This window comes from Ruegeria sp. CG1 (genome assembly GCF_056537265.1).
The window spans coordinates 161,852-185,858 of sequence record NZ_JBQFRF010000001.1; the positions used below are offsets into that span (position 1 = coordinate 161,852).

The following is a 24,007-nucleotide window of genomic DNA, read 5'->3' on the forward strand; positions in this document are numbered from 1 at the left end:
CCTTCAGGTGGAAGGTCCAAATTTGGCCGTCAGCCTCTTGGACAGCCACCAGAAGCATGAAGCCAGCAGGATTGAGACATACCCGTCGATGGCGTAGTGCCAGGCGAGGTGAACCGAGCCTAGTAGGATGATGAAGGCAAACACCGACAGCGCCCAGCCGAGCCAACGCGAATAGGTGAAGCCGTAGAACGCCAGCAGCACGGTAGAGGCAACATGCATGCTGGGCATCGCCGAGATTCCGCCTGCTAGCCCATTATTCCGATAACCATCCAACAGCATTTCATGCACATTCAGCGCCCAGACCGGGCTGATTTCGTGTGATTTGCGTAACAACTCCATCTGCGGAACGAAGTCAGAGCCAAGATTGAAGGGTTCGTAGTAAACGGGACCAACCGAGGCAAAGATGGTTGCAATCACATTGCCGCCTACAAACCAGCACAGTGCAAACGCCACCAGAAAAACGGTGCTGCGGTTCGGGTCACTGCGGTCCAGACAGGCGACGCAAACCGCAATGTAAATCATGGGAAACCAGATGTGATAGGCGCCATTCACCGCAGTGGTTACGATCGGGGATCCCAAAATGGGCCATAGCCAGGTCCACGGATCGACGCCGCCGTGCAGAAACCGGTCCCATTGCACGAATTGCTCATCCCAGAGCGTCGGGTTCACAGCATGTATTTCGTTCTTCAGGAAGGTATAGGTCAGGATAAGTGCGACGATGCTGAGAAAGTAGATAACCGCATCGGTCGCTTTTTCAACATCTGCCATCTTGGATCGCAGATCTTGCAACATCCATTGAATTGGCTTTTTGGGTCGCACGACGAACATGGCAACGCCAAGTCGCCAAAGAACGAAATTTGCGAACATGAAACCAAGCAGACGAACTGAGATGACAATCAGGGAAGAGGTCGAAAAATCCCAATATGACCGTCCTACATAGATGCTAACCGCAATGGCATAGACCATCTGCAGTGCAATGAGTGATAGCAGCAGCCTGTTTCGCCGAAGGGCGTTTACACGCACGAAATTTGCAGCGGGCAGATCAGCGGTCTTAGACACTGGGCTCAAATTCTCGTCTAGCTAGGACATTATACAATGACTGGTGCCCAGGATATCAGGCGATCCAAGGGCCCAATTGGGGCAATTTGTGGACAAAGTTCACGCAACCGGCCTAAAGGTTCAGCTATTGGCAACAATGCGCAGAAAAGGCCTAAGTCAAAACTGGCGCATAGGATTGGTAAACTGAGTTGGCACCAGATTTCATCGCTGGCCCTATAGCGCTGGGCATATCTATCTATCTCGCAGTGCTTACAGGCTGGTCTTTGTGTTCACTCTGGTCTATCCCGCCATTCAAACCCGTTGTGCGAAAGGCTGCCCTATGAGTTTTGAAACCCCCGGACCGGTAGAGGCCCAATTGCGCGAGGCGATCAGTCCGATCGAGGAAATCATCGAAGAGGCCCGTAAGGGCCGGATGTACATTCTTGTGGATCACGAGGACCGCGAGAACGAGGGTGATCTGGTGATCGCGGCCGAGTTCGCTGACGCGGAGGCGATCAATTTCATGGCGACCCATGGGCGCGGGTTGGTCTGCCTGCCGATGACGGCGGAACGGATCGATAGTCTGGGCCTGCCGATGATGGCGGTGAACAACTCTTCGCGTCATGAGACAGCCTTCACCGTGTCGATAGAAGCCCGCGAGGGAGTTTCGACGGGAATATCGGCCGCTGATCGCGCACTAACGGTGGCGACCGCGATCAACGAGCAAAACACTATGGCTCACATAGCGACCCCAGGCCATGTCTTCCCCTTGCGCGCCAAAAGGGGCGGGGTACTGGTGCGGGCGGGGCATACCGAGGCCGCCGTTGATATCTCGCGTCTTGCCGGGCTGAACCCCTCGGGCGTGATCTGCGAGATCATGAAGCCCGATGGCACAATGGCGCGCCTGCCTGATCTGGTCGCCTTCGCCAAAGAGCATGACATGAAGATCGGCACGATCAGTGATCTGATCGCCTATCGCTCGCGTAACGACAATCTGGTGGTTGAAACTTCGCGCGAGACGGTGAATTCCGAATACGGTGGCGAATGGGAGATGCGGATTTTCACCGACCAGACCCACGGTATCGAACACGTTGTCATGATCAAGGGCGACATCACAACGCCCGAGCCGGTCCTGACCCGGACCCACGCCCTGCATGAAGCGCCCGATATTCTGGGTCTTGGCCCGAAATCTTCACGAGAGCTGCCCCGCGCGATGGAAAAGATCGCCGAAGAGGGGCGCGGCGTCGTTTGCCTTTTCCGTCAGCCGCGAAATTCGCTGTATGCCGCAGACGACGAAGGCCCGCGCACGATCAAGCAAACCGGTCTGGGTGCGCAGATCCTGTCCAAGATGGGTATTCAGGAACTGGTGCTGCTGACAGACTCGCCTGAAACCGTGTATCTGGGGCTCGACGCGTTTGGACTGTCAATCGTCGGCACACGCTCGATCCTCAAGGAAGACTGATAATGGCTGAAAAAGACAAACATGGCATTCTGCCGACTCCCAGCTTCGACAAGCCGGTGAAACTGCTGCTGGTGGTGGCTCCGTTCTACCGTGCCATCGCTGACAACATGGTCGCTGGTGCCAAGGCCGAAATCGAGGCCGCAGGCGGAACCTGCGACGTGGTCGAAGTGCCCGGTGCGCTGGAAATCCCGACTACAATCGCCATGGCCGACCGTCAGTGCAACTACGACGGCTATGTCGCGTTGGGCTGTGTCATTCGGGGCGAGACGACGCATTATGAAACCGTCTGCAACGACTCTAGCCGTGCAATCCAGTTGATGGGCCTGCAGGGCCTGCTGATCGGCAATGGCATCCTGACTGTCGAAAACGACGAACAGGCCGAGGTACGAGCAAACCCCGAAAAGATGAATAAAGGCGGTGGAGCGGCGGCTGCGGCCTTGCATCTGATCGCGCTCAGCCGTAAGTGGGGCTCTTCCAAAAAGGGCGTGGGCTTCAAGCCACCGTCCGAGTCCATCCTTGTGGCGGGCGACAGCAACGGACCCACGACAGCATGACCCAGACAGACGCGCCGAAACCGGCCAACCAGAAACGCCTGATGAAATCCGCCGCCCGGCTTTATGCCGTGCAGGCGCTGTTCCAGATGGAGCAGTCGGGCCAGACGACTGAACAGGTTGTGAATGAGTTTCTGGATCATCGGTTTGGCGCGGTCTACGAGGGGGATGAGATGCTGGATGGCGATATCAGTGTCTTCCGTAAGTTGGTGGATGACGCCGTGAACTATCAGGCCACCATCGACCAGATGACCGATCGTGCATTGGTCGCCAAATGGCCCATTGCGCGCATCGATCCGACCCTGCGCGCTGTGTTTCGCGCGGCCGGGGCTGAGTTGACCCAGAGCGACACGCCGCCAAAAGTCGTGATCACCGAATTCGTCGATGTCGCACGTGCGTTCTTCCCGGAAGGCAAAGAGCCCAAATTCGTGAACGCTGTGTTGGATCACATGGCGCGCGAAGCCCAGCCCGAGGCGTTCTGACGCCTTTACCGCGACCCTGCACGCGCTAGACTCACCATCATAGCGCAAGGAGGTTCGCCATGCCCAAACTGGTCCGTCTCTACATTACGCAAGTCATCTGGGGCTTTGTGATCTCGGCCGTCTTTGTCGGGGTGCTGCTGGCGCTCAACGTGGCCAATCTACGGCATCTGATCACCAGTTCGGAAATCGGTCTGATCGCGTTGGCCATGATCTGGTTCATGAACGGGATCGTCTTTGCGGGAGTGCAGTTCGCCTATGCGATCATGAGCATGGCTGAGAAGCCGAACAAACCACGTGGCGGAACACCGATTGCGCATGGCTTGAAGCCTGCGCCGATCAAACAGGAAGTGCGTGCAGGGCGCTGATTTATTAGGTAAATATGTGGCGGGACCACCAGTCAACCGTGCGGTTTGATTCCCGAGGACCTGTATGTACAGGTGGGCGCCAGGTAATCAGGCCAGGACCTGAACAGAGCCAGCCCCCTCGGAATTGCTTAAGGCCACCAGAATGCTACCTGTCACAAGAAGGGCAGAACCCGCCACGGGCCTAAGTAGGGCCTGAAGCAGGTTCGCACAAGGGGTTAAGCATCAACAGTTTCGTGCAATGCGGTGCGCATCTTGCCGAAATGTTCATCCCATCCGTCATCCAGCGAAAGGATCAGGCCAAAGGCGTCAGCCCCTTGAGGTAAGCCCTCGTGCAGCAATCCAAGGCGTGTGCCGCCGGCGACGGGTTCCAGCGTCCACTTGACCACACTTTCGGCGCCGCCCATCGGTTTAATGGTGAATGTATATTCAAGATACTCTGGACGTCTCGCTTCACGCACTTCACCCCAAATCAGAAGGTCGCCACTGGTCGTCCCGAACATCTCAAGCTTTTGTCCAGCGGCCAGGGGACGTTCGGGTTTGTGAAACCACTCGGCCAACCGGTCGGGATCAGTCAAATAGTCCCAAACGATTTCTGGCGTAGCGCGGAAAAAGATTGTTTTCTGCAAAACTGCGTCTGTCATTTCTTATTCCCTTCGATAGCTTTCTTCAGATTTGCGAGGCGATCATCCCAGAACCGGTCGAAGTAGCTGAGCCAGTCCAGAACCGGAGCCATTCCTTTGGGTTCAAGGCGATTGATGCGTTCGCGTCCACGAGCTTCGACCGTGATCAATCCTCCGTCGGACAAAACGGTCAGATGCTTTTTGACGGCAGCGCGGGTCATGTCGAAACGTTCGGTTAGTTGAGCGATCGTCATATCCTGTGCTGCCAGCATCTGAACGATGTCGCGGCGGGTCGGGTCCGCCAGGGCGCGAAATGCGTTTTGGGTCTGTGTATTCATCGGGCACCTCTTATTGGATACCATTTGGTTTCACATTATTGCGATACCAAATGGTACTATGTCAAGCTGCTTGATTTTTGTTCATGAATTGTTCACATTCTCGGAATGACACTAATTATGCAGCCCGGACAAAAGCTGGCCCGTGGTGTTTCGCGTCACTTGTTGACCCACGGCTATGTTTCGATTGAAGAATTTGTCCCTACCCGAGGGCTGCGGGTCGATGTGATGGGGTTGGGCCCAAAGGGCGAGATATGGGTGGTCGAGTGTAAATCCAGCCGCGCCGATTATCAGTCGGATTCTAAATGGCAGGGCTATCTTGACTGGTGTGACCGATTCTTTTGGGCGGTTGATACGGATTTCCCGACCGAGCTTCTGCCTGCGGAAACAGGCTTGATCATCGCTGATGCCTATGATGCTGAAATCATCCGAATGGGGCCAGAAACCAAGTTGGCTCCGGCGCGGCGCAAAAAGATGGTTCAGAAATTCGCGATGGATTCTGCACGTCGGTTGCAGGCCTTGCGCGACCCCAGGGTTTAGCTTTTGATGGCGCGCGCGGCTTGGGCTGCGGCGCGGATTTCCTCGGCGATTTCTTCGGCCTCTTCGGGGTCGAAATCCATTGGAATCTCAATACCGGCACCTTCAATGAACAGCCGCACCATACCATGATCGGTGGGGCCGATCTGCAGGTTCGCTTCGATATCGCGTTCGGTGTTGATGCTCATGTTCGCCTCCGGGAAATGCGCTTTGGTGCTAACGCGCGATGGGTTGAGAATCAAGCCGACTATGGGTTCAGATAGGGCATGGAGACGGCAACGCTCAGACCTTTCCGCGCCGAGGATGCGCCATGGCTGGTAGAACAGCATGACGTGCTCTATTCCCGCGACGAGGGGTTTGATGACAGTTTCGGCCCGCTGGTTGCCCGCATTCTGACGGAATTCATCGCGGATCATGATCCAACTTGCGAACAAGGCTGGATCGCCGAGTGCGACGGGGATCGTTTGGGTAGTATTTTCTGTGTCAGGCTGGATGATCAAACCGCCAAGCTGCGGTTGTTTCTGCTGCTGCCCGAGGCTCGTGGACAGGGGCTGGGCAAGCGGCTACTGACCGCCTGCATGGGTTTCGCCCGCGACGCAGGATATCGCCAGATGGTGCTGTGGACCCATGAGAGTCACGCCGCCGCTTGCGGGCTGTATCGTGCGTTTGGGTGGGAGCTTGTCGACAGCAAGCCGGTGCATTCCTTCGGTGTCGATCTGGTCGAACAAAGCTGGCGAATTCAGCTTTAATCCCCTTGCAATCCCCGTACGCCTTCGCTAAATCGCCCCTCACAAGTGCCGCCTTAGCTCAGTTGGTTAGAGCGCTGGATTGTGGATCCAGAGGTCCCCTGTTCAAGCCAGGGAGGCGGTACCATCTCCCAAAACCCAAGAACGGTTTGCCGGTTGCAGGTCTTTCTGTATACCCGGTACTTGGCGAAAGCTGCGTTCCGATGACATGAGCAAGATATGCCGGATAAGAAACCTGTAGACATCCGTAGAAATGCGAGACTGTCTGTTGCACCCATGATGGATTGGACCGACAAGAATTGCCGGTTTCTGCATCGTTTGCTGAGTTCTGAGACCTTGCTTTATACTGAAATGGTCACAGCGCCTGCTTTGGTGCGCGGCGGCGCGCTGCATCTGCTGGACTTTAATCCTCAGGAGTACCCAGTTGCGTTGCAGCTAGGGGGTTCGGACCCGCAGGAATTGGCGCAGGCGGCCAAGCTGGGGGCTGAAGCCGGATATGACGAGATCAACTTGAACTGTGGGTGTCCGTCTGACCGTGTGCAATCAGGGACATTCGGTGCGGTATTGATGCGCGCACCCGAAAAAGTCGCGGAGTGCGTTGCGGCGATGCGCGAGGCGGTGAAGGTCGAAGTCACGGTGAAATGCCGTATCGGTGTTGACGAACAGGAACCTTCAGAAGTGCTACCTGCATTCCTCGACCAGATTCGCAAGGCCGGTTGTCGGCGGGTGACGATCCATGCGCGCAAAGCTTGGTTGCAGGGGTTAAGTCCCAAGGAAAACAGAGATATTCCGCCACTGGATTATGATCTGGTGCATCGGATGAAGGCTGATTTTTCGGACATGCATATCTCGATCAATGGTGGCATTACGTCGCTTGCTCAGGCGCAACAGCATCTGGAGGCTGGGCTTGATGGTGTCATGATCGGTCGTGCCGCCTATCACCAACCGACAGATATTCTGGCGGCTGCGGACCCGTTGATCTTTGGAACGGGCAGCGTCGCGGATCCCATTGAAGTGGTGCAAAATATGCTGCCGTATGTCGAGGCGCATCTTGTCGACGGTGGTCGATTGCACCAGATCACGCGGCATATGCTGGGCCTGTTCGCGGGGCGTCCCGGTGCGCGGGGATGGCGGCGGATGCTCTCCGAAGGTGCTGTGCGCGAGAATGCCGGCCCAGAAGTGATCCTGCAGGCTCTGGACTCTGTTGCTGCGCTATCGCAGGTGGAACAGGTAGGCTAAGACGGCTTCGAGCCGCTAAGGGGGAATGATGCCCGAGACGATGTTGCTGGCCCAGATGCTGGGCCTTTTGCTTGTGATCGGCGCTTTGGCCGGGGTGTTGGCTGGACTTTTGGGCGTTGGCGGTGGAATCGTTCTGGTGCCCGCGTTTTTCTATGCGTTTCAGACACTTGGATATGGCGGGCCTCAGCTGATGCAGCTATGCCTCGCAACTTCGCTGGCGACGATCATTGTAACGTCGATCCGATCGGTTCTTAGCCATAACAAGAAAGGCGCGGTGGATTGGGGCATCCTGCGCGGCTGGGGGCCAGGCATAGCGGTGGGTGCGGTGATCGGTGTTCTGGTGGCTTCAGCTCTGAGGACAGAGTTTTTGCAGGCACTGTTCGGCATGCTTGGCATGGTTATCGGCATCTATCTTGGATTGGGTAAATCCGAGTGGCGGTTGGGGGATGCAATGCCCAAGGGATTGCGCCGCGCTGTGCTTTCGCCTTCGGTCGGGTTTCTGTCGGTACTGATGGGAATTGGCGGGGGCAGTTTCGGTGTTCCGCTCATGAGCCTTTATAACACTCCGATCCACCGGGCGGTTGCGACCGCAGCGGGCTTTGGCGTGATCATCGCTGTACCGTCGGTGCTGGGTTTTTTATTTCTCAACATCGCTCCGGAGCATCGCCCGCCGCTGACCATTGGCGCGGTCAATCTGGTGGCTTTCGGTATCGTCGTTGCGATGACTATGATCACCGCCCCGTGGGGCGTTAAGCTGGCGCATGCGATGGATCCGAAGCCGCTCAGGCGGGTCTTCGCGGTATTCCTTACCCTGGTTGCTCTGAATATGCTGAGAAAGGCGTTGGGGTGGTAGCGTCGTTTTACGAGCTAGGTTGGATAAAGTTTCCTTATGAAGGAGTGTTGGCGGATTGGGTGGCGCACGCTCTTCCCACTGCGCGTGCGTCCGTCAGCGATCCGGCTCATTCAGCTTGGCACGATTGCGATGGCACGTGGTTCATTGGCGTTGATGCACTGGACAATGATGCGCAGGGCAGGGTCGCGGGTTCGCCTGCACTGGCGGGCGCGGCCATCGAACTGGCACACCAGCAGTTTGGATCGATTGATCTGCACAAAGGGCAGGTATCGGTAATATATCCGGGCTACCCTCAACCCCGGCGTGGCGAAAGCGAGGCTGCGGCGCGGTATCGTGCGCGGCGAGATGCGGCGCATGTGGACGGGCTCAAGCCAGCTGGCCCTGATGGACGACGGCGGGTGGATGAACCTCATGCCTGGATATTGGGTATCCCACTTACCGAGGCCAGTGTGGACGCAGCACCAATGGTGCTGTGGGAGGGAAGCCACAAAATCCTCGGCGATGCTTTTCGGGCCGCGATGAAGAAGGTGCCGCGGCATGAATTGAGCGAGGCCGATATCACAGATGTCTATCAGGCTGCGCGTCGCGAAGTGTTCGAGACCTGTCCGCGCCTCGAGCTACCGGCGCGGCCGGGCGAAGCCTATCTGTTGCACCGCCACTGTCTGCATGGTGTTGCACCATGGGGTCCGAATGCCAGCGCTGGACCGGATGGACGGATGATCGCCTATTTCCGCCCTCAGTTGCCTGGTGGTGTGGCGCAATGGCTCGAATCCCCGTAACCTCCTGCCATTGTTTGGCTTTGGAGAGTTGGTTCGATGATTACGGTTCACACGAATGCAGATGGTGCCCTTATTGAGGTCGAGCTGTCGGGCGAGGTCACTAGCGCAGATTACGCGAGCACGCTTGTTCCCGCTATTGAGGCCGCATTGGAAGAGCACGACGCCATACGTCTGCTGGCGATCGTTGGGTCCGAGTTCAAGGGATATGATCTGGGCGCCGCATGGTCTGATACCAAGTTGGGGCTCAGCCATTGGCGCGGATTCGACCGGATTGGCGTTGTGGCGGACCAGGGATGGGTGCAAACAAGCGTCCGCCTGGCTGCCCCGATCCTGCCTTGCCCGGTGCACGTTTTTGGAATGGATGAGGTGGAGGAAGCGCGTCGATGGATGCGCGAATCTCTCGGGGCGATCCACGTGACGGATCTGGGCGGACCTTGCGTGCAGATCAGCCTGATGGGCAAACTGGATTCGCAGGAATACGGTCAGGCTCAAACCGATCTTGATGCGCTGTTGCGCGAACGTGGCGGGTTTCGCCTGTTGATCGATCTGCGCGAGTTCGATGGTTGGCAGGGTCTGACTGCAATGGCAGCTCATTTCAGACTGGCGGCTGGTCATATTGGGATGCTGGATCGCGCAGCGATTGTCGGTGACAAGACATGGCAAAAAATGGCGCAACGCATGGCCAGCCATGTCCTGGGAACGCGGACCCAGTATTTCCCGGCTGAGGAATACGAGAATGCAAAAACCTGGCTTGCGACTGGCTAAATGCTCTAAAAATGGTTCAGAAACAATGCCTTGTAATCATAGGCATTGTTCTTTTTTGCGTTGACGTTACGGAATGCAACTTTAAGTTAGCGCTATTATTGACTGGTTGGTCAAATAACTTAAAAAGTCCTTACCTGTCCCGGATTTAGAGGGAGAGGAAACAAGCTGTTTCGCGTCGCTGTGGGCCACCACTCACTCAAACACAGCTTCCGGACTCTTCCCCCTCGGTGTTCGGAACGGTCCCGCAGTGGCGCGTCGTTTATTACATATTGGAAGAGCAATGGTTTTTCGCTCAGTACTAAAGCGCATTCTTTCGAAGGACACCCCCGAACAGGCTGAAAGCCACGAGTTGGAAGCTGAGTTGCGCCCGCGACCTGCAAAGACGACAACCCAGAACGAGCTGGTTGAACTGTTCGGTTCTGAGTTGCGGGATCACGAATCTCTGAGTGATCTTAAGCCTACGCGGACACCAAAATACTAGGCTTGCGGATCAGGACCCTTGCAGCCGGGCGGCACGGCCACCACGGCGCTTTGCCAGACGGGGTTTGCGTTCCGGCAGATCCTGCATGATTTCGGCCCGTTCGGTGCTGTCCATCTTTGACCAGCGCGTGATCTCGTCAATGGTGCGGTAGCAGCCGGTGCAGATACGTTCGGTCGGATGAACGACGCAGATTTGGATGCAAGGGCTTTCGACCTCGTCCCGTTTCCAAACCATATTCGTCATGGGCGTTTTCCGATCCGTCAAAGAAAGCGCAGTCTGTCCAGCGCGCCTTGCAGAATATAACCTGCTGCGACGTGATCAATAACCTGTCCGCGACGTTTTCGTGTCGTATCCGCCTCAAGCAGTGCTTTTTCTGCCGCAACGGTGCTTAGTCGTTCGTCCCAGAAACCGATGGGCAGATCGGTCAAACGGGTCATGTTTCGTGCGAAGGCGCGGGTTGACTGGCAGCGCGGCCCTTCGCTGCCATCCATGTTGCGCGGCAGTCCGAGGATAATGCCGCCGATCTCACGCTCGGTCACAATCTCGATCAAACGCGCGGAATCCAGTGTGAATTTCTTGCGTCGTACCGTCTCAAGCGGGGTGGCCACGCCGCGCATCCGGTCCGAGACGGAAACGCCGATGGTCTTTTCTCCCAGATCCAGCCCCATCAGGGCTGACATTGGGGGCAGGGATGCTGCGAAGTCTTCGAACGCGTCGTGGATCATTGAGCGATTCCGGCCTGCAGCGCGGCAGCGTCGATCATCTCCAACGCTTCAGCGTTACCCGCAAATACTTCCTTGGCTTCGTTCCTGATTTTGATGGCGCGTTGGCCTTCGCCCAGCACGCCCAAGGCGGCAATCAGGCGTGCCCACTCCTCGGGTGTCCCGCCCTCGGTCGCAAGGCGGTCCGAAAGGCCATCGACCATACCGCGGATCATTTCTTGTCGTTCTTCTGGCGACATCTCGGCAGCGGCATTTACATCGTCTTGGCTGGGGCCGGATGCAGCAGAAAAGTCGGGTGTGTTGAACACGCCTGCGCGGAATGCCAATTCATCGATCTGTGACCGGATGGCATTCGCCCATGGCGCGCCGGCCGGGGCGTCATTCAGGGTTTCGACCCAAACGCGATAAGCCATATCAGGCCGCCCGGTCTGTGCCAGCATCTGCCCCCAATAATACCGGGCAGGACCCAAGCGCTGATTGCGCTCAAGCGCCTGTCGCAAGGCGGCTTCCGCTTCCGGTGAGACGTAGCCGCCAGCGGCCAAAATCATCATCTCTGCCTGATCCGAATAGGCCTGAGCCGAGGCATTGTCACCCGACAGTTCGATCACACGGGTTTGTGCCTCATACCCTGCTTTGAAGTTCCCCGCATTGGTTTCATGTTGTGCCAGCAGGGTATGGCCTTGCAGATCATCGGGGCGTTCGGCCACAGTTTCGCGCAGCCGGTTCAGCAAAGTTGCATAGCTTTCGTCCAGCGGAGGCGTCTGGAGCGGTGTGGCAATGCCCTCGGCCTCAGCCTGGCTGGGTCGATTTTCGCGCAGGTCTTCTGCCATTTCCAGACGAACTGAAAGGGGCATGTCAGGGAAACCGGCAGCACCCAACTGGCGATACATCGCCAACCCGCCACCAACCAGAACGGCGGCCATGGCGAGGAACGCAATTATGGTAACCAAGCGTGATGGCCCGGTGCCTTTGTCTTCATTGCGCATCTGCGCGTCTGCGGCCAGGATACGGCGCGAGATTTCCGTGCGTACACGCTCGGCATCAGCTTTCGCGATCACGCCGCGCGCCAAGTCTTTGTCAACGCCTGCTAGCTGTTCACGATAGACTCGCAGATCATAAGCAGCTGTCGGGCCGGTGCCGCGACGACCGCGCAGCATCGTGTAACCCAGGAAAATCGCGATCAGCAGCGCGATCAAGAAGATGAGAACCCAGAACGGCATGGTCCCTCCAAAATGGTTGCCCTGACTTAGACCTGTCGGCGCATGGAAAAAAGGGACAAATAGCCGCGAAGGGCGCTCATGTCGCAATAGTGCATTATTGCGGCGTTGCGCGGCAGGGTTAAAATGTATGGGCACGGCATACCTGCGCCCAATCATCGAAGACCGGACGGATTCGCACATGAAACACTACTCAGCCTTTGCTGTAGCGCGCGAAGCGCTGCGCTATCACACCGGATGGGAGCGCGCATGGCGTTCGCCGGAGCCTAAGAAGCGCTATGACGTCATTATCGTCGGGGCCGGCGGTCACGGTTTGGCAACAGCCTACTATCTTGGCAAGAACTACGGCATCCAGAACGTCGCCGTAATAGAAAAAGGCTGGTTGGGCGGTGGCAACACCGGTCGGAACACGACCATCATCCGATCGAACTATCTGCAGGACCCGTCAGCGGCGATTTACGAAAAGGCTCGCGGTCTCTACGAAGATCTAAGCCAGGAACTGAACTATAACATCATGTTCAGTCCGCGTGGCGTAATCATGCTGGCGCAGACCCAGCACGAGATTCGCGGCTATCAGCGTACTGCGCATGCGAATGCGCTGCAGGGTGTTCAGACCGAATGGATTGGGCCCGAGCGTGTGAAAGAACTGGTGCCGATCATTAATCTGGAAGGTCCGCGCTATCCGGTTCTGGGCGGGCTTTGGCAGGAACGTGGTGGGACCGCGCGCCATGATGCGGTGGCATGGGGCTATGCCCGCGCGTGCTCGGCCATGGGTATGGACATCATCCAGAAATGCGAAGTCACCGGCGTCCGGTCCGAAAACAGTCGTGTTGTCGGGGTCGATACCACAAAAGGGGCCATCGATTGTGACAAGCTGGGGATCGTGGTTGCGGGGCATTCCGGCCAGTTGGCTGAGATGGCGGGTTTCCGACTGCCACTGGAAGCCGTCGCGCTGCAGGCGCTGGTATCCGAGCCGATCAAACCCTGCATGGATGTCGTTGTGATGGCGAACACCGTACACGGCTACATGTCTCAGTCCGACAAGGGCGAGATGGTGATTGGTGGTGGCACGGACGGGTTCAACAACTATACCCAGCGCGGCAGCTTCCATCATATCGAGGAAACGGTACGCGCATTGGTCGAAACTTTCCCGATGATCTCGCGCCTGAAAATGCTGCGCCAGTGGGGCGGTATTGTGGATATGACCGGCGACCGTTCACCCATCCTGTCGAAAACACCGCTTAATGGCTGCTTTATCAACGCAGGCTGGGGCACCGGCGGCTTCAAGGCCATTCCGGGATCGGGCTGGGGCATGGCACAGCTGATGGCCACGGGGCATTCACCACTGACCGAAGCCTTCTCGCTGGATCGTTTCAAAGAAGGCCGCTTCATCGACGAAAGCGTCGCGGCCGGGGTGGCGCACTGATGAAGATTTTTCGTCGAAAAATCTCGCACGCCCGTCACGCAGAATTTGCAGGCAGATACGTCTCGCCTGCTGCCAAGAGGATGATCACATGCTGATCTTGAAATGCCCCTATTGCGGCGTCGAAGCCGAAGAAACTGAACTGGCTGCGGGTGGCGAGGCGCATTTGAAGCGTTATGGCCCGGGCTCGTCAGATGATGAGTTCCACGACTACCTGTTCATGCGCGAAAACCCCAAGGGCGTTCATTTCGAACGCTGGCGCCATGCCAATGGGTGCGGCAAGTGGTTCCACGCCGCGCGCTGTACGAACACGCTTGAGGTCTTTGGCACCTATCCGGCGCAGACAACCGAGCCGCCGCAAGAGATCAAGGATGCCATCACCGCCAAGCGTCCCGGCTGGACGTGGAGAGAGTACAAATGATCCGTACAGCCATCCGAAATACCGCCTGCGAAAGGTCCGCATCATGAGCACCCGTCTCGCAAAACATGGCCGTTTGATTGATCGGTCGAAAAAGGTCAACTTCACCTTCAACGGCACCTCGATGCAGGGCTACGAGGGCGATACGCTCGCGTCTGCCTTGCTGGCCAATGATCAGATGATGATGGGCCGGTCGTTCAAGTATCACCGCCCGCGCGGCGTGGTCGCTAGTGGCGCGGAAGAGCCAAACGCTCTGGTCGGTCTGGGTGAGGGCAACCGGTTTGAGCCGAACCAGCGCGCCACCACGACAGAGCTGTTCAATGGTCTGACATCCGCATCACAGAACCACTGGCCGAACCTCGAGTTCGACATCGGCGCGATCAATACGCATCTGTCGCGGTTTCTGCCCGCCGGTTTCTATTACAAGATGTTCATCCATCCGAAACCGTTCTGGAAACATGTTTACGAGCCGTTTATTCGCCAGTCGGCGGGTTTGGGCAAAGCGCCCGACAAGGACAACCGTGACGCGGACACATACGAGCACTTTTACGCCTTCACCGATGTCTTGGTGATTGGCGGTGGCGTTGCAGGTCTGCAGGCCGCCAACACGGCAGCCCAGTCCGGTGCCAGGGTAATGTTGATTGAACAAACCGCACATTGGGGCGGTCGCGCTCCGGTTGATGGCGGTACCATCAATGGTGAGCCTGTGGATAAGTTCGTGGAACAATTGGTTTCCGAACTCGAAACAATGGGCAACGTCACCATGCGCAATCGCTGCATGGGCGCTGGTGTCTATGACCACGGTTATGTGCTGGGTTATGAGCGCCTGACAGACCACAAGCCGGGTGTTCAGGGCCCGCGTCACCGCCTGTGGCGCATTCGTGCGAAGCAGGTCGTGACCGCGACTGGTGCGATTGAGCGTCCGCTGTCATTCGCAGGCAATGATGTGCCTGGCGTCATGCTGGCCTCTGCCATGCGCGACTATGTGGTCAACTGGGGCGTGACGCCGGGTGACCGTGTCATCATCGCCACCAACAATGATGACGCCTACCGGACTGCAATTACCTTGAAGCAGGCCGGTGTCGATGTCCTGCGCGTGGTTGATGCGCGCGACACCGCCGGACCTCTGGCCGAAGAGGCGCGTCAGCTGGGTATCCGCGTCGATCCGGGCAAGGCGATCGCAAAGGTCAAAGGCGGCAAGCGGGTCAAGAAAGTTGCGATCTGCAATCAAGAGGGGATCGGAGGCGCCCGGGAAGAGGTCGAATGCGATGCGATTGCCATGTCAGGTGGCTGGTCTCCGGTCGTGCATATGTGGTCGCATTGCGGCGGTAAGCTGATCTGGGACGAGGCGAACGCGCATTTCCGCCCCGATCCTTCACGTCCTCCGCTGGGGGCAGACGGTGAAGGTTTTGTTCTGGCGGCAGGGGCTTCGAACGGCCCGCTGGCCCTGGGGGATGTCCTGAAGGATGCAGATACTGCCGGCAAAGCGGCAGCGAAGGCGGCCGGGTTCTCCGCGAAGCGCACCAAAGCGCCAGTTGGTGAGACTACGGCCGAGGCCCCAATGGCCGCTGTCTGGCTCATGCCTTCTAATGCCGAGATTGATCTGCGCATGAAATCGTGGCTGGACTTCCAGAACGACGTCAAGGTCTCGGACGTGCAACTGGCTGCGCGCGAGGGCTATGAAAGTGTCGAGCACACCAAGCGTTACACCACGCTGGGCATGGCAACGGATCAGGGTAAGTTGAGTAATATCAACGGTCTGGCAATCCTTGCTGATGCGCTGGATTCAGAGATCCCGAAGGTCGGTACCACCACCTTCCGCCCGCCATATACTCCAATCTCGATGGCTTCGATTGGTGGTGAAGCGCGTGGTGAGGTGTTCCAGCCGATCCGTCAAACGCCGATGCATAACTGGCACGATAAGAACGGGGCCGATTGGGAGCCGGTCGGCCATTGGCGTCGAACCTATGCCTATGTGCGACCCGGAGAATCCGTGCATGATGCGGTGAATCGCGAGGTTAAAAACACCCGCGAAAACCTCGGGCTGTTGGACGCTTCGACCCTCGGCAAGCTGATCGTCAAAGGCCCCGACGCAGGCAAGTTCCTGGACATGATGTACACCAACATGATGTCCACGCTGAAGGTCGGCAAATGCCGCTATGGCCTGATGTGTTCCGAGAATGGCTTCCTGATCGACGACGGCGTTGTTGCCCGCATCGATGAGGACACGTGGCTGTGCCACACCACCACCGGCGGGGCCGAGCGTATCCATGGCCACATGGAAGAATGGCTGCAGACCGAGTGGTGGGACTGGAAAGTCTACGTCGCGAACGTCACCGAGCAATATGCGCAGGTCGCCGTGGTAGGTCCGAACGCCCGCAAGGTACTTGAGAAGCTGGGCGGCATGGATCTGTCGAAAGAGGCGCTGCCCTTCATGGAATGGCGCGATGGCAAGATCGGCGCGTTCGACGCGCGGGCCTACCGTATCTCGTTCTCGGGTGAGCTGTCCTATGAGATCGCGGTCCCTGCAAGCCAAGGTCAGGCGTTCTGGGACGCTCTGATCGAGGCAGGGCAGGAGTTCGGAGTGATGCCATACGGCACCGAATGTCTGCATATTCTGCGTGCTGAGAAAGGCTTTATCATGATCGGCGATGAGACCGACGGCACCGTGATCCCGCAGGATCTGGGGCTGCACTGGGCGCTGTCCAAAAAGAAAGAGGATTACCTCGGAAAACGCGCCCATTCGCGGACCCATATGGCCGATCCTGAGCGCTGGAAACTGGTTGGTCTTGAGACTGTGGATGGATCGGTTCTGCCGGACGGTGCCTATGCGGTGGGCGAGGGCGTGAATGCGAACGGTCAGCGCAACATGATCGGTCGCGTAACTTCGACCTACTACTCGGCCAATCTGGGCAAAGGCATCGCCATGGGCCTGATCAAACACGGCCCCGACCGGATGGGCGAAGTGGTCGAGTTCCCGGGCACTGACGGCAAAACCTACAAGGCCAAGATCGTGGACCCGATCTTCTATGACAAGGACGGGGAGAAGCAGAATGTCTGAACCCATCAGCGCACTGAACCACGCCTCATATGATGGCATCGCCAAGATCGAGGAATGCGGCCTACAGGGCATGATCACACTGCGCGGTGATCTGTCGGATAAGGTACTGGCTAAGGCTGTCAAAGACGCCACCGGGCAGAAAGTGCCCGGTCAGCGTGAAGCGTTTGTGAATGGCGACACCGGTGTTTGCTGGATGTCCACCGACGAATTGCTGGTGCTTGTGCCTTATGCCGAGGTCGAGGCCAAACTGGCCGCGATGACCAACGCGCTAAGTGGTACGCACGCACTGGCGGTCAACGTCTCCGACGCGCGGGCCGTATTCCGCGTTTCGGGCGCGAACGCGCGCGAGGTATTGGGCAAGCTGGCTCCGGTTGAGCTGTCGGCCGAGGCATTCCAACCCGGCCAGATCCGCCGTTCGCGTTTGGCGCAGGTGGCAGGTGCCTTCTGGATGGACGACGCTGAGACTTTCCGCATCGTCTGCTTCCGCTCTGCGGCGGACTATGCGTTCAAATTGCTGAAGGTTGCGGCGCAGCCCGGCAGCGAGGTCGGGGTTTATTAAGCCCTGATCGCCTGATGATACGTGGGTGAGGGGCTTTGCCCCCTCGGCCTGCGGCCTCACTCCCAAGGTATTTCTGTCGAGATGAAGGCCGGATCTCTGGTTCGGGTGTCAGGGGTTCGCGCTGAACAGGAATGTCGGGAATTGAGTGAGTGCACGCTTGCTCGTGAGGGCTGACTTGCCGGTTTCGCCTGTGTGTGGGTCGTGGCAATGGCTATAGAAAGCCAGGTCTTCTGATAGTTTTTTCATGGCCGCGCTGCGGTTGTCTGCGCTCAGATAAGGTGCGTGCGTTGAGAGAAACAGCGCAGGGTTATCTTTTTCTAACCAAGGCAGCATAGAAGGCAGGACCGAAAATTCGGCGCCTTCGATATCCATTTTGACCAAAGAGACATTAGTCAGGTCGACGGATTCAGAAAACTGATCCCAACCGATGGTAAGTGCGTCAGTGCCATGGCTTCCTTCGTGGAGCAATGATGACGTTGAATCGCCTGCCTCTCCGTGCGCTGAAGCCATTCGTGTCACTCCAAACCCATCTGACAAGGCGATGCTGAAGGCTGATACGTTTCGGATGTCGTTCAGCTCTAGGTTCCAGACCAAATGGCGGTAAGCCACTGGGTCAGGCTCAAAACACCACACATGGCGAGCGCGGCGCGCGGCATAGAGGACCGTGGGGCCGATCCATGCACCGATATCAAGATAGTCCTTTTCGGGCGACAGATAGTGGTCCAGCACCGAATATGTCTCAGGTTCCCACTCCCCGGCTGATACCTTGCGCCAGAATTTCGAGTGGTAGGGGTCCAGGCGAAAGGGTTCACCGTTCAAGTTGCCCGCATAGTATCCGCGGGCGCGATAGAACATTTTGCGCGCCTGTGTCAGCATCGCGGACCTCCGGGTTTTTGTGTTGCGGCCCTTGACCTGCGGCGGCTGTCAAAGCATTTAACCTTTGGAACCGCAACATTCATTTTCAACAGGGGGCCGAGATGGCTTTTGAACTTCCTGATCTTCCTTATGCACATGACGCGCTGGCAGCCAAGGGTATGTCCGCGGAAACGCTGGAATATCACCACGACCTGCACCACAAGGCCTATGTCGACAACGGCAACAAGCTGATCGCCGGCACCGAGTGGGACGGCAAGTCACTGGAAGAGATCATCGTTGGCACATACGACGCAAATGCCGTCGCGCAGAACGGTATCTTCAACAACATCAGCCAGCTGTGGAACCACAACCAGTTCTGGGAGATGATGGGCCCCGGTGGCAACGCGATGCCCGGTGAGCTGGAGAAGGATCTGACCGAAAGCTTCGGTTCGGTTGACGAATTCAAGTCGCAGTTCAGCGCTGCCGGTGCCGGTCAGTTCGGTTCCGGCTGGGCGTGGCTGGTCAAGAATGCCGACGGTTCGTTGGCAGTGACGAAAACTGAAAACGGCGTGAACCCGCTGTGCTTCGGTCAAACCGCACTGCTTGGCTGTGATGTGTGGGAGCACTCGTATTACATCGATTTCCGCAACAAGCGTCCGGCGTATCTGTCGAACTTCCTCGACAATCTTGTAAATTGGGAAAACGTCGCCTCGCGGATGTGATTTCCACTTGGTAGAACTTAATGAATGGCCCGCTGGCAGTGATGCTGGCGGGCTTTTTGTTATGAATTGATGGGTGGCCGGTAAAAACCTGCCGGTACGTCAACTTTCATTATTCCACCTATTGTGCACGGCCTTTCAGCACCTACGTAAAGTAGGCGGAGGGAGAGTACCGCCAATCAACCAAAAACCTATCAAAATGCGAGCGAAACACCAACGCCGCATCGTGAAACAGGTGTGTCTAAGGGACAGGCGAAGGCCAACCTAAGCGATACAGGAGATCACGAATGGCTGCACTTGAACAGGGAACATGGGTTATCATCGCCGATGGGGAAAAAGCGCTGGTGATGGAGAATATCACGGACGCACAGGACCCCAACTTGGTCGTCGTGTCGGTCGAAGAACAGGACGCAGCACCGACCAAGCCAAGTGACAGGGCAGGGCGGCGACCCGATACGGGACCGAACCAGAAATCTGCGGTTGAAGAGGAGACATGGAAGTCCCACGCAAAATCTCTGTTCGTTCAGGATGTGGCGAATCTTCTGAATCGCAAGGGGCTGAAAGGGGCCTATAAACGATTGGTATTGGTTGCCAGTCCGCATGTTCTGGGCCTGTTGCGCCGTCGGCTGCACAGTGAAGTGCTGGCAAAGGTGGTGGCCGAGGTTGACAAAACACTCACAAACCACCCGTTGCACAAGGTCGAACGGATATTGAAGACCCGATTGGCAAAACCTGCCTAAACGAATGCCGACAATCGGGCGGTTTGCGTCGCCCGATTGCCAGTTTATTTAGTTCAGTAATTTGCGAAGCGCGGACATGGTCGCATCCGGTGTGTCGACCCAGGTGATGAATTCTGCCAGAGAACCATCTGCAAACCCCTGACCGATCAGTTGATTCAGCAGCGTGTGCAGCGTGTCCCAGTACCCGTCAACATTCATCACCAGAATGGGTTTGTCATGAAGCCCCAGTTGCCGCCATGTCAGTGCTTCGAAAAGTTCGTCCAATGATCCGGGGCCGCCGGGCAGGACAACTACGGCATCCGCGTTCATGATCATCACTTTTTTACGCTCGTGCATCGTCTCGGTCACGATGAACCGGGTAAGGTCGGTCTTGCCGACCTCGCGCTGAAGCAAGTGCACCGGGATCACCCCAAATGTATCGCCGCCGGACGATTGTGCCGCCCGCGCGACCTCGCCCATAAGACCCACATCTCCGGCCCCGTAGACCAGCCGCCAGCCTTCGTTGGCCAACAAGGTTCCAAAGCTGTGGGCAGCGGCGGAGTAGGCAGGATTCACACCATTGCGTGACCCGCAATACACACAGACGGATTTCTGGGACATAGGTAGGGCTCTCTGCTCTTGTGTTAGGGGTTTTGACCCCTGATAGCGGGATTGATAGGTTGGCTCAACCGCTCCATGAAATGCGCGCCAAACTGGGCATTTCCCGGGCGGAGTGAAAGGAAAAGAATGAACGCCAAATCGGGAAGCGGAGGTTCTGGTACCTTCATATGGGGGCTGGTTGCCGGGATCGTTGTGGTGCTCGTTGCGGGCGGGTTGTACCTGTCCGGTCTGTTCGGCGGGCCGGAACAGCAGGCTGAGCAGGAAGCGACTGAAACATCCGAGCCGATTGCGGAGGTCGCCGAGCCGGAAACCCAGCCAGCGGAGGCGCAGCCCGAAAGCCAGGCGGCGGAAGCCGGCGAATCTGTTGCTGAAGACACACCGCCCGAGATTTCCGATCAAACTCCGGATAGCGAAGAAGCGGATGTTCCGGTTTTGGCCGCGCCGGTTCTGGATCAGATATTCGTTGAGTCCGATGGAAACGCGGTACTGTCCGGCAATGCCGAACCGGGGTCCGAGGTCAGTGTTCTGCTGGACGGTGAGACTGTTCACAGCTTCACCGTCGATGACAGCGGCCAGTTCGCCGAGTTTGTATCGATCCCGTTTGCAGACGACGCTCGCGGGCTTTTTCTTGAGACCCGGAGAGGCGAAGACACCAGCCGTTCAGATGATTATCTGATCGCGGCGCTGCCCGAACCGGCCCCACCGGCCGTGTCGGAGCCCGCTGCCGATGAGCCGGTCGAAGAGGTTGCCGAGGCACAGACGACGGATACGGAAACAACCGATCAGCAAGCAGCCAACCAAGTTGAAACCGAAGAGAATGAACCAGAAGTTGCAGGTGCCGCAACGCCACCTGTGAATGAGACCGCGCCCGCGACTGAAACTCAGCCGGAATCAGGCGACGCGCCTGACCAGCAGGTTGCGATCCTGCGCTCGGGCGAAGAAGGGGTTGAACTTTTGCAAGCACCCACTGTTCAGGATACGCCGCCAGAGCAGATTGCCCTGGACACGATTGGCTATTCGGACGCGGGTGATGTGGAATTGACCGGGCGGGCACAGGATGGATCGGCCGTACGCTTGTATCTGGACAACCAGCTTGTGGCCGACATTGCGCCAGCGACTGACGGGCAATGGCGCGGCGAGGTCGAGGGCATTGACCCCGGAGTGTACACTCTGAGGGTGGATGAGGTTGCCCCTGATGGCACTGTGGTCAGCAGGCTTGAAACGCCATTCAAACGCGAACCCGTCGAGGTCCTGCGCGCGACCGAAACCACCAATCCGGGTGAGGCCTCAACCGACGCTCCGGCGATCCGTTCGGTCACGGTTCAAAAGGGTGATACGCTTTGGGCGATCTCGCGCGACCGGTTTGGTGACGGTGTGCTGTATGTCAAACTTTTCGAGGCTAACAAAGATTCGATCCGTGATCCTGACCTGATCTATCCAGGGCAGATTTTCACCATTCCTGAATAAACATGACCACTGGCCCAACCCGGGCCAGGGCTTTTCTCTGACCGCAGTTAAGGTACGTGATGAGACAACCATCCGCGATCAAAACCGACACGGACGAGCATCGTTCGGGCTGGCGAACCATCCGCAAGGTTTCGCCCTATCTTTGGCCCGAGGACGAGCCATGGGTGAAACGGCGTGTCATTTTGGCGATGGCGATGCTGGTGCTGGCCAAGTTGATCGCTGTGTATACTCCCATCCTGTACAAAGGTGCCGTGGATGGTTTGGCGGGCGAAGGTGTACCGCCGCTTGCGTTGGGTGCAATCGGATTGACCGTTGCCTATGGTGTGGCCCGCATGATGACTGTTGGCTTCCAGCAATTGCGGGATGCGTTCTTTGCGCCGGTTGGGCAACGCGCGCTGCGCGCGCTGGCGCTTGAGACGTTCCAGCACATTCACCAGCTCTCGATGCGCTATCACGTGACCCGGCGCACGGGTGGTCTCAGCCGGATAATCGAGCGGGGCGTGAAAGGCGTAGAGTTTCTGTTGCGGTTTCTGCTGTTTTCAATCGGGCCGCTGATCCTGGAATTGCTTCTGGTGTCGATCATCCTGCTATGGTTATTCGACGTCTGGTATCTGGTCGTCGTTGCGGTGACGATTGCGCTTTACATATGGTTCACCTTTGCGGTGACCGAGTGGCGCGTGAAGCTGCGGCGCGAGATGAACGATCAGGATACCGAGGCCAACCAGCGCGCCATCGACAGCCTGCTGAACTTCGAAACAGTCAAGTATTTCAATGCCGAAACCCGTGAAGCCGAACGGTATGATGTTTCGATGAAGGGTTACGCGAAGGCCGCGCTGAAGACGGCCTATTCGCTGGCATTCCTGAATTTTGGCCAGTCGTTCCTGATCACATGTGGCCTGATTGGCGTGATGGTTCTGGCTGCAATGGGCGTGCAGAAGGGGGCGCTGACCGTCGGCGATTTCGTTATGGTTAATGCTTACATGATCCAGATAACCGTACCGCTGAATTTTCTTGGCACGGTGTACCGCGAAATTCGTCAGTCACTGGTGGATATGGGGCAGATGTTTGATCTGTTGGAACAGCCAGCAGAAGTGATGGACAAACCCTGCGCCCCGAACCTGAAGGTAAATGGTGGGGAGGTCACGCTTGAAGATGTCCGCTTTGGATACGAGCCTGATCGCGAAATCCTCAAGGGCGTTTCCTTGACCGTACCAGCCGGTCAGACCGTTGCGATTGTCGGCGCCACCGGGTCTGGGAAATCCACAATCGGGCGGCTGCTGTTTCGGTTCTACGATGTCACCGGCGGGTCGCTGAAGATCGACGGGCAGGATGTGCGCGATGTTAGCCAGTCAAGCCTGCATGCCTCAATCGGCGTCGTTCCGCAGGATACGGTCCTGTTCAATGACACGATCCGATACAATATCGCTTATGGGCGTGAAGGCGCGACCCAGCAGGATGTAGAGGCCGCCGCCAAATCCGCGCAGATTCATGATTTCATCGTCAGCCTGCCAGAAGGATACGATACCAAGGTCGGCGAACGCGGCCTGAAACTATCAGGCGGTGAAAAGCAACGCGTCGGCATCGCCCGAACCTTGCTAAAAAACCCGCCGATCCTGTTGTTGGACGAAGCGACGTCAGCCTTGGATACGGATACCGAGCAGGACATCAAAGATGCTTTGGCCCGAGCGGGTGAGGGGCGGACGGTGATCACCATCGCACACCGCCTTAGCACCATTGCCGAGGCCGATCGGATCGTCGTTCTGGAACGTGGTGAGATCATCGAGCAGGGAACGCATGATGAGCTGCTCAGCCGCGAAGGGCGATATGCCCAGCTATGGAACCGTCAACAGGCCGACAGCGAAGCGGCCTAGGCCCGACAGCCTTGATTGCCTATGATTGTGCGGATCGGTTCGAAAAGAAAATCGACTGCTGTGGTACGGTTTCCATTTGACGCGGACCCGCCGCCGCGACAC

At 57.5% G+C, this 24,007-nt stretch carries 28 protein-coding genes and 1 tRNA gene; 20 read left to right on the plus strand and 9 right to left on the minus strand.

The window, feature by feature from the left end:
• Positions 1-3: 3 nt before the first annotated feature.
• Complete coding sequence (locus tag ACR0AU_RS00805) at positions 4-1,059, minus strand: phosphatase PAP2 family protein (RefSeq protein WP_480795148.1); 1,056 nt, start codon at positions 1,057-1,059, stop codon at positions 4-6.
• A 319-nt stretch (positions 1,060-1,378) separates the two neighbouring features.
• Here ACR0AU_RS00805 and ribB point away from each other — a divergent pair, with 319 nt between their 5' ends.
• From ribB to ACR0AU_RS00825, 4 genes are read left to right on the plus strand one after another with little or no spacing between them, the layout of a single operon-like run.
• Positions 1,379-2,500: a 3,4-dihydroxy-2-butanone-4-phosphate synthase gene (gene ribB, locus ACR0AU_RS00810; protein ID WP_170403318.1), complete on the plus strand. Its 1,122-nt coding sequence runs from the start codon at positions 1,379-1,381 to the stop codon at positions 2,498-2,500.
• A gap of 2 nt (positions 2,501-2,502) precedes the next feature.
• Positions 2,503-3,054, plus strand: coding sequence for a 6,7-dimethyl-8-ribityllumazine synthase (locus tag ACR0AU_RS00815; protein WP_170396313.1), 552 nt, complete (start codon positions 2,503-2,505; stop codon positions 3,052-3,054).
• The gene (nusB, locus tag ACR0AU_RS00820; RefSeq protein WP_170396315.1) at positions 3,051-3,533 is read left to right on the plus strand and encodes a transcription antitermination factor NusB; all 483 of its coding nucleotides are present in this window, start codon (positions 3,051-3,053) and stop codon (positions 3,531-3,533) included. The genes ACR0AU_RS00815 and nusB overlap by 4 nt, the downstream gene beginning before the upstream one ends.
• Before the next feature lie 59 nt (positions 3,534-3,592).
• Entirely contained in the window at positions 3,593-3,898 is a 306-nt protein-coding gene (locus ACR0AU_RS00825; protein WP_170403312.1) for a hypothetical protein, read from the plus strand.
• A gap of 215 nt (positions 3,899-4,113) precedes the next feature.
• Here ACR0AU_RS00825 and ACR0AU_RS00830 read toward each other — a convergent pair whose 3' ends face one another.
• Together ACR0AU_RS00830 and ACR0AU_RS00835 are read right to left on the minus strand one after the other, a co-directional pair.
• A complete protein-coding gene (locus ACR0AU_RS00830; RefSeq protein WP_170733413.1) occupies positions 4,114-4,539 on the minus strand; it encodes an SRPBCC family protein in 426 nt (141 codons plus the stop codon).
• The gene (locus ACR0AU_RS00835; protein ID WP_170396321.1) at positions 4,536-4,856 is read right to left on the minus strand and encodes a metalloregulator ArsR/SmtB family transcription factor; all 321 of its coding nucleotides are present in this window, start codon (positions 4,854-4,856) and stop codon (positions 4,536-4,538) included. Before ACR0AU_RS00835 ends, ACR0AU_RS00830 begins: the two co-directional genes overlap by 4 nt.
• Before the next feature lie 117 nt (positions 4,857-4,973).
• Here ACR0AU_RS00835 and ACR0AU_RS00840 point away from each other — a divergent pair, with 117 nt between their 5' ends.
• The gene (locus ACR0AU_RS00840; RefSeq protein ID WP_480795149.1) at positions 4,974-5,393 is read left to right on the plus strand and encodes an MmcB family DNA repair protein; all 420 of its coding nucleotides are present in this window, start codon (positions 4,974-4,976) and stop codon (positions 5,391-5,393) included.
• On the opposite strand, the gene ACR0AU_RS00845 is transcribed toward ACR0AU_RS00840, so the two are convergent.
• Entirely contained in the window at positions 5,390-5,578 is a 189-nt protein-coding gene (locus ACR0AU_RS00845) for a DUF6324 family protein (protein ID WP_170396325.1), read from the minus strand. The genes ACR0AU_RS00840 and ACR0AU_RS00845 overlap by 4 nt on opposite strands.
• Before the next feature lie 78 nt (positions 5,579-5,656).
• Between ACR0AU_RS00845 and ACR0AU_RS00850 the strand changes: the two genes are divergently transcribed.
• From ACR0AU_RS00850 to ACR0AU_RS00880, 7 genes are all read left to right on the plus strand, one after another.
• Entirely contained in the window at positions 5,657-6,139 is a 483-nt protein-coding gene (locus ACR0AU_RS00850) for a GNAT family N-acetyltransferase (protein ID WP_170597945.1), read from the plus strand.
• Positions 6,140-6,186: 47 nt separating this feature from the next.
• Positions 6,187-6,263, plus strand: a tRNA-His gene (locus tag ACR0AU_RS00855).
• Between the two features lie 92 nt (positions 6,264-6,355).
• The gene (gene dusA, locus ACR0AU_RS00860; RefSeq protein ID WP_170597948.1) at positions 6,356-7,375 is read left to right on the plus strand and encodes a tRNA dihydrouridine(20/20a) synthase DusA; all 1,020 of its coding nucleotides are present in this window, start codon (positions 6,356-6,358) and stop codon (positions 7,373-7,375) included.
• A 28-nt stretch (positions 7,376-7,403) separates the two neighbouring features.
• Entirely contained in the window at positions 7,404-8,228 is an 825-nt protein-coding gene (locus ACR0AU_RS00865) for a sulfite exporter TauE/SafE family protein (RefSeq protein WP_170597949.1), read from the plus strand.
• Complete coding sequence (locus ACR0AU_RS00870; protein ID WP_480795150.1) at positions 8,222-9,007, plus strand: hypothetical protein; 786 nt, start codon at positions 8,222-8,224, stop codon at positions 9,005-9,007. Before ACR0AU_RS00865 ends, ACR0AU_RS00870 begins: the two co-directional genes overlap by 7 nt.
• Positions 9,008-9,043: 36 nt before the next feature.
• Complete coding sequence (locus ACR0AU_RS00875; RefSeq protein WP_480795151.1) at positions 9,044-9,772, plus strand: SpoIIAA family protein; 729 nt, start codon at positions 9,044-9,046, stop codon at positions 9,770-9,772.
• Between the two features lie 280 nt (positions 9,773-10,052).
• Positions 10,053-10,253: a hypothetical protein gene (locus ACR0AU_RS00880; protein WP_170733410.1), complete on the plus strand. Its 201-nt coding sequence runs from the start codon at positions 10,053-10,055 to the stop codon at positions 10,251-10,253.
• 9 nt (positions 10,254-10,262) lie between these two features.
• On the opposite strand, the gene ACR0AU_RS00885 is transcribed toward ACR0AU_RS00880, so the two are convergent.
• The 3 genes from ACR0AU_RS00885 to ccmI are packed head-to-tail and all read right to left on the minus strand — an operon-like array spanning position 10,263 to position 12,195.
• A complete protein-coding gene (locus ACR0AU_RS00885; RefSeq protein ID WP_170396339.1) occupies positions 10,263-10,496 on the minus strand; it encodes a DUF1289 domain-containing protein in 234 nt (77 codons plus the stop codon).
• Between the two features lie 17 nt (positions 10,497-10,513).
• Complete coding sequence (ruvX, locus tag ACR0AU_RS00890) at positions 10,514-10,978, minus strand: Holliday junction resolvase RuvX (protein ID WP_170403288.1); 465 nt, start codon at positions 10,976-10,978, stop codon at positions 10,514-10,516.
• Entirely contained in the window at positions 10,975-12,195 is a 1,221-nt protein-coding gene (ccmI, locus tag ACR0AU_RS00895; protein WP_170466350.1) for a c-type cytochrome biogenesis protein CcmI, read from the minus strand. Before ccmI ends, ruvX begins: the two co-directional genes overlap by 4 nt.
• Positions 12,196-12,373: 178 nt before the next feature.
• On the opposite strand from ccmI, the gene ACR0AU_RS00900 reads away from it, so the two are divergent.
• From ACR0AU_RS00900 to ACR0AU_RS00915, 4 genes are all read left to right on the plus strand, one after another.
• Entirely contained in the window at positions 12,374-13,618 is a 1,245-nt protein-coding gene (locus ACR0AU_RS00900) for a sarcosine oxidase subunit beta family protein (RefSeq protein ID WP_480795152.1), read from the plus strand.
• Positions 13,619-13,706: 88 nt separating this feature from the next.
• On the plus strand, positions 13,707-14,036 hold the full coding sequence (locus ACR0AU_RS00905) for a sarcosine oxidase subunit delta (RefSeq protein WP_170396347.1): 330 nt from the start codon (positions 13,707-13,709) through the stop codon (positions 14,034-14,036).
• Between the two features lie 43 nt (positions 14,037-14,079).
• Positions 14,080-17,094, plus strand: a complete 3,015-nt coding sequence (locus tag ACR0AU_RS00910; protein WP_480795153.1) for a sarcosine oxidase subunit alpha family protein — start codon at positions 14,080-14,082, stop codon at positions 17,092-17,094.
• Positions 17,087-17,653 carry a sarcosine oxidase subunit gamma family protein gene (locus ACR0AU_RS00915; protein WP_170422292.1) on the plus strand — a complete coding sequence of 189 codons (567 nt, stop codon included), beginning with the start codon at positions 17,087-17,089 and terminating at the stop codon, positions 17,651-17,653. The genes ACR0AU_RS00910 and ACR0AU_RS00915 overlap by 8 nt, the downstream gene beginning before the upstream one ends.
• 108 nt (positions 17,654-17,761) lie before the next feature.
• Here ACR0AU_RS00915 and ACR0AU_RS00920 read toward each other — a convergent pair whose 3' ends face one another.
• Complete coding sequence (locus ACR0AU_RS00920) at positions 17,762-18,529, minus strand: FkbM family methyltransferase (protein ID WP_170733408.1); 768 nt, start codon at positions 18,527-18,529, stop codon at positions 17,762-17,764.
• 101 nt (positions 18,530-18,630) lie between these two features.
• Here ACR0AU_RS00920 and ACR0AU_RS00925 point away from each other — a divergent pair, with 101 nt between their 5' ends.
• Both ACR0AU_RS00925 and ACR0AU_RS00930 read left to right on the plus strand, forming a co-directional pair.
• Positions 18,631-19,230, plus strand: a complete 600-nt coding sequence (locus tag ACR0AU_RS00925) for a superoxide dismutase (protein WP_480795154.1) — start codon at positions 18,631-18,633, stop codon at positions 19,228-19,230.
• Positions 19,231-19,514: 284 nt separating this feature from the next.
• Positions 19,515-19,967, plus strand: a complete 453-nt coding sequence (locus ACR0AU_RS00930; protein WP_170396355.1) for a baeRF12 domain-containing protein — start codon at positions 19,515-19,517, stop codon at positions 19,965-19,967.
• Between the two features lie 48 nt (positions 19,968-20,015).
• Here the strand turns inward: ACR0AU_RS00930 and ACR0AU_RS00935 are convergent, their stop codons facing one another.
• A complete protein-coding gene (locus ACR0AU_RS00935) occupies positions 20,016-20,567 on the minus strand; it encodes a TIGR00730 family Rossman fold protein (protein WP_170396357.1) in 552 nt (183 codons plus the stop codon).
• A gap of 126 nt (positions 20,568-20,693) precedes the next feature.
• Between ACR0AU_RS00935 and ACR0AU_RS00940 the strand changes: the two genes are divergently transcribed.
• Both ACR0AU_RS00940 and ACR0AU_RS00945 read left to right on the plus strand, forming a co-directional pair.
• Entirely contained in the window at positions 20,694-22,034 is a 1,341-nt protein-coding gene (locus tag ACR0AU_RS00940) for a LysM peptidoglycan-binding domain-containing protein (RefSeq protein ID WP_170396359.1), read from the plus strand.
• 59 nt (positions 22,035-22,093) lie between these two features.
• Complete coding sequence (locus tag ACR0AU_RS00945) at positions 22,094-23,905, plus strand: ABCB family ABC transporter ATP-binding protein/permease (RefSeq protein ID WP_170776390.1); 1,812 nt, start codon at positions 22,094-22,096, stop codon at positions 23,903-23,905.
• The last annotated feature ends 102 nt before the right edge of the window (positions 23,906-24,007 follow it).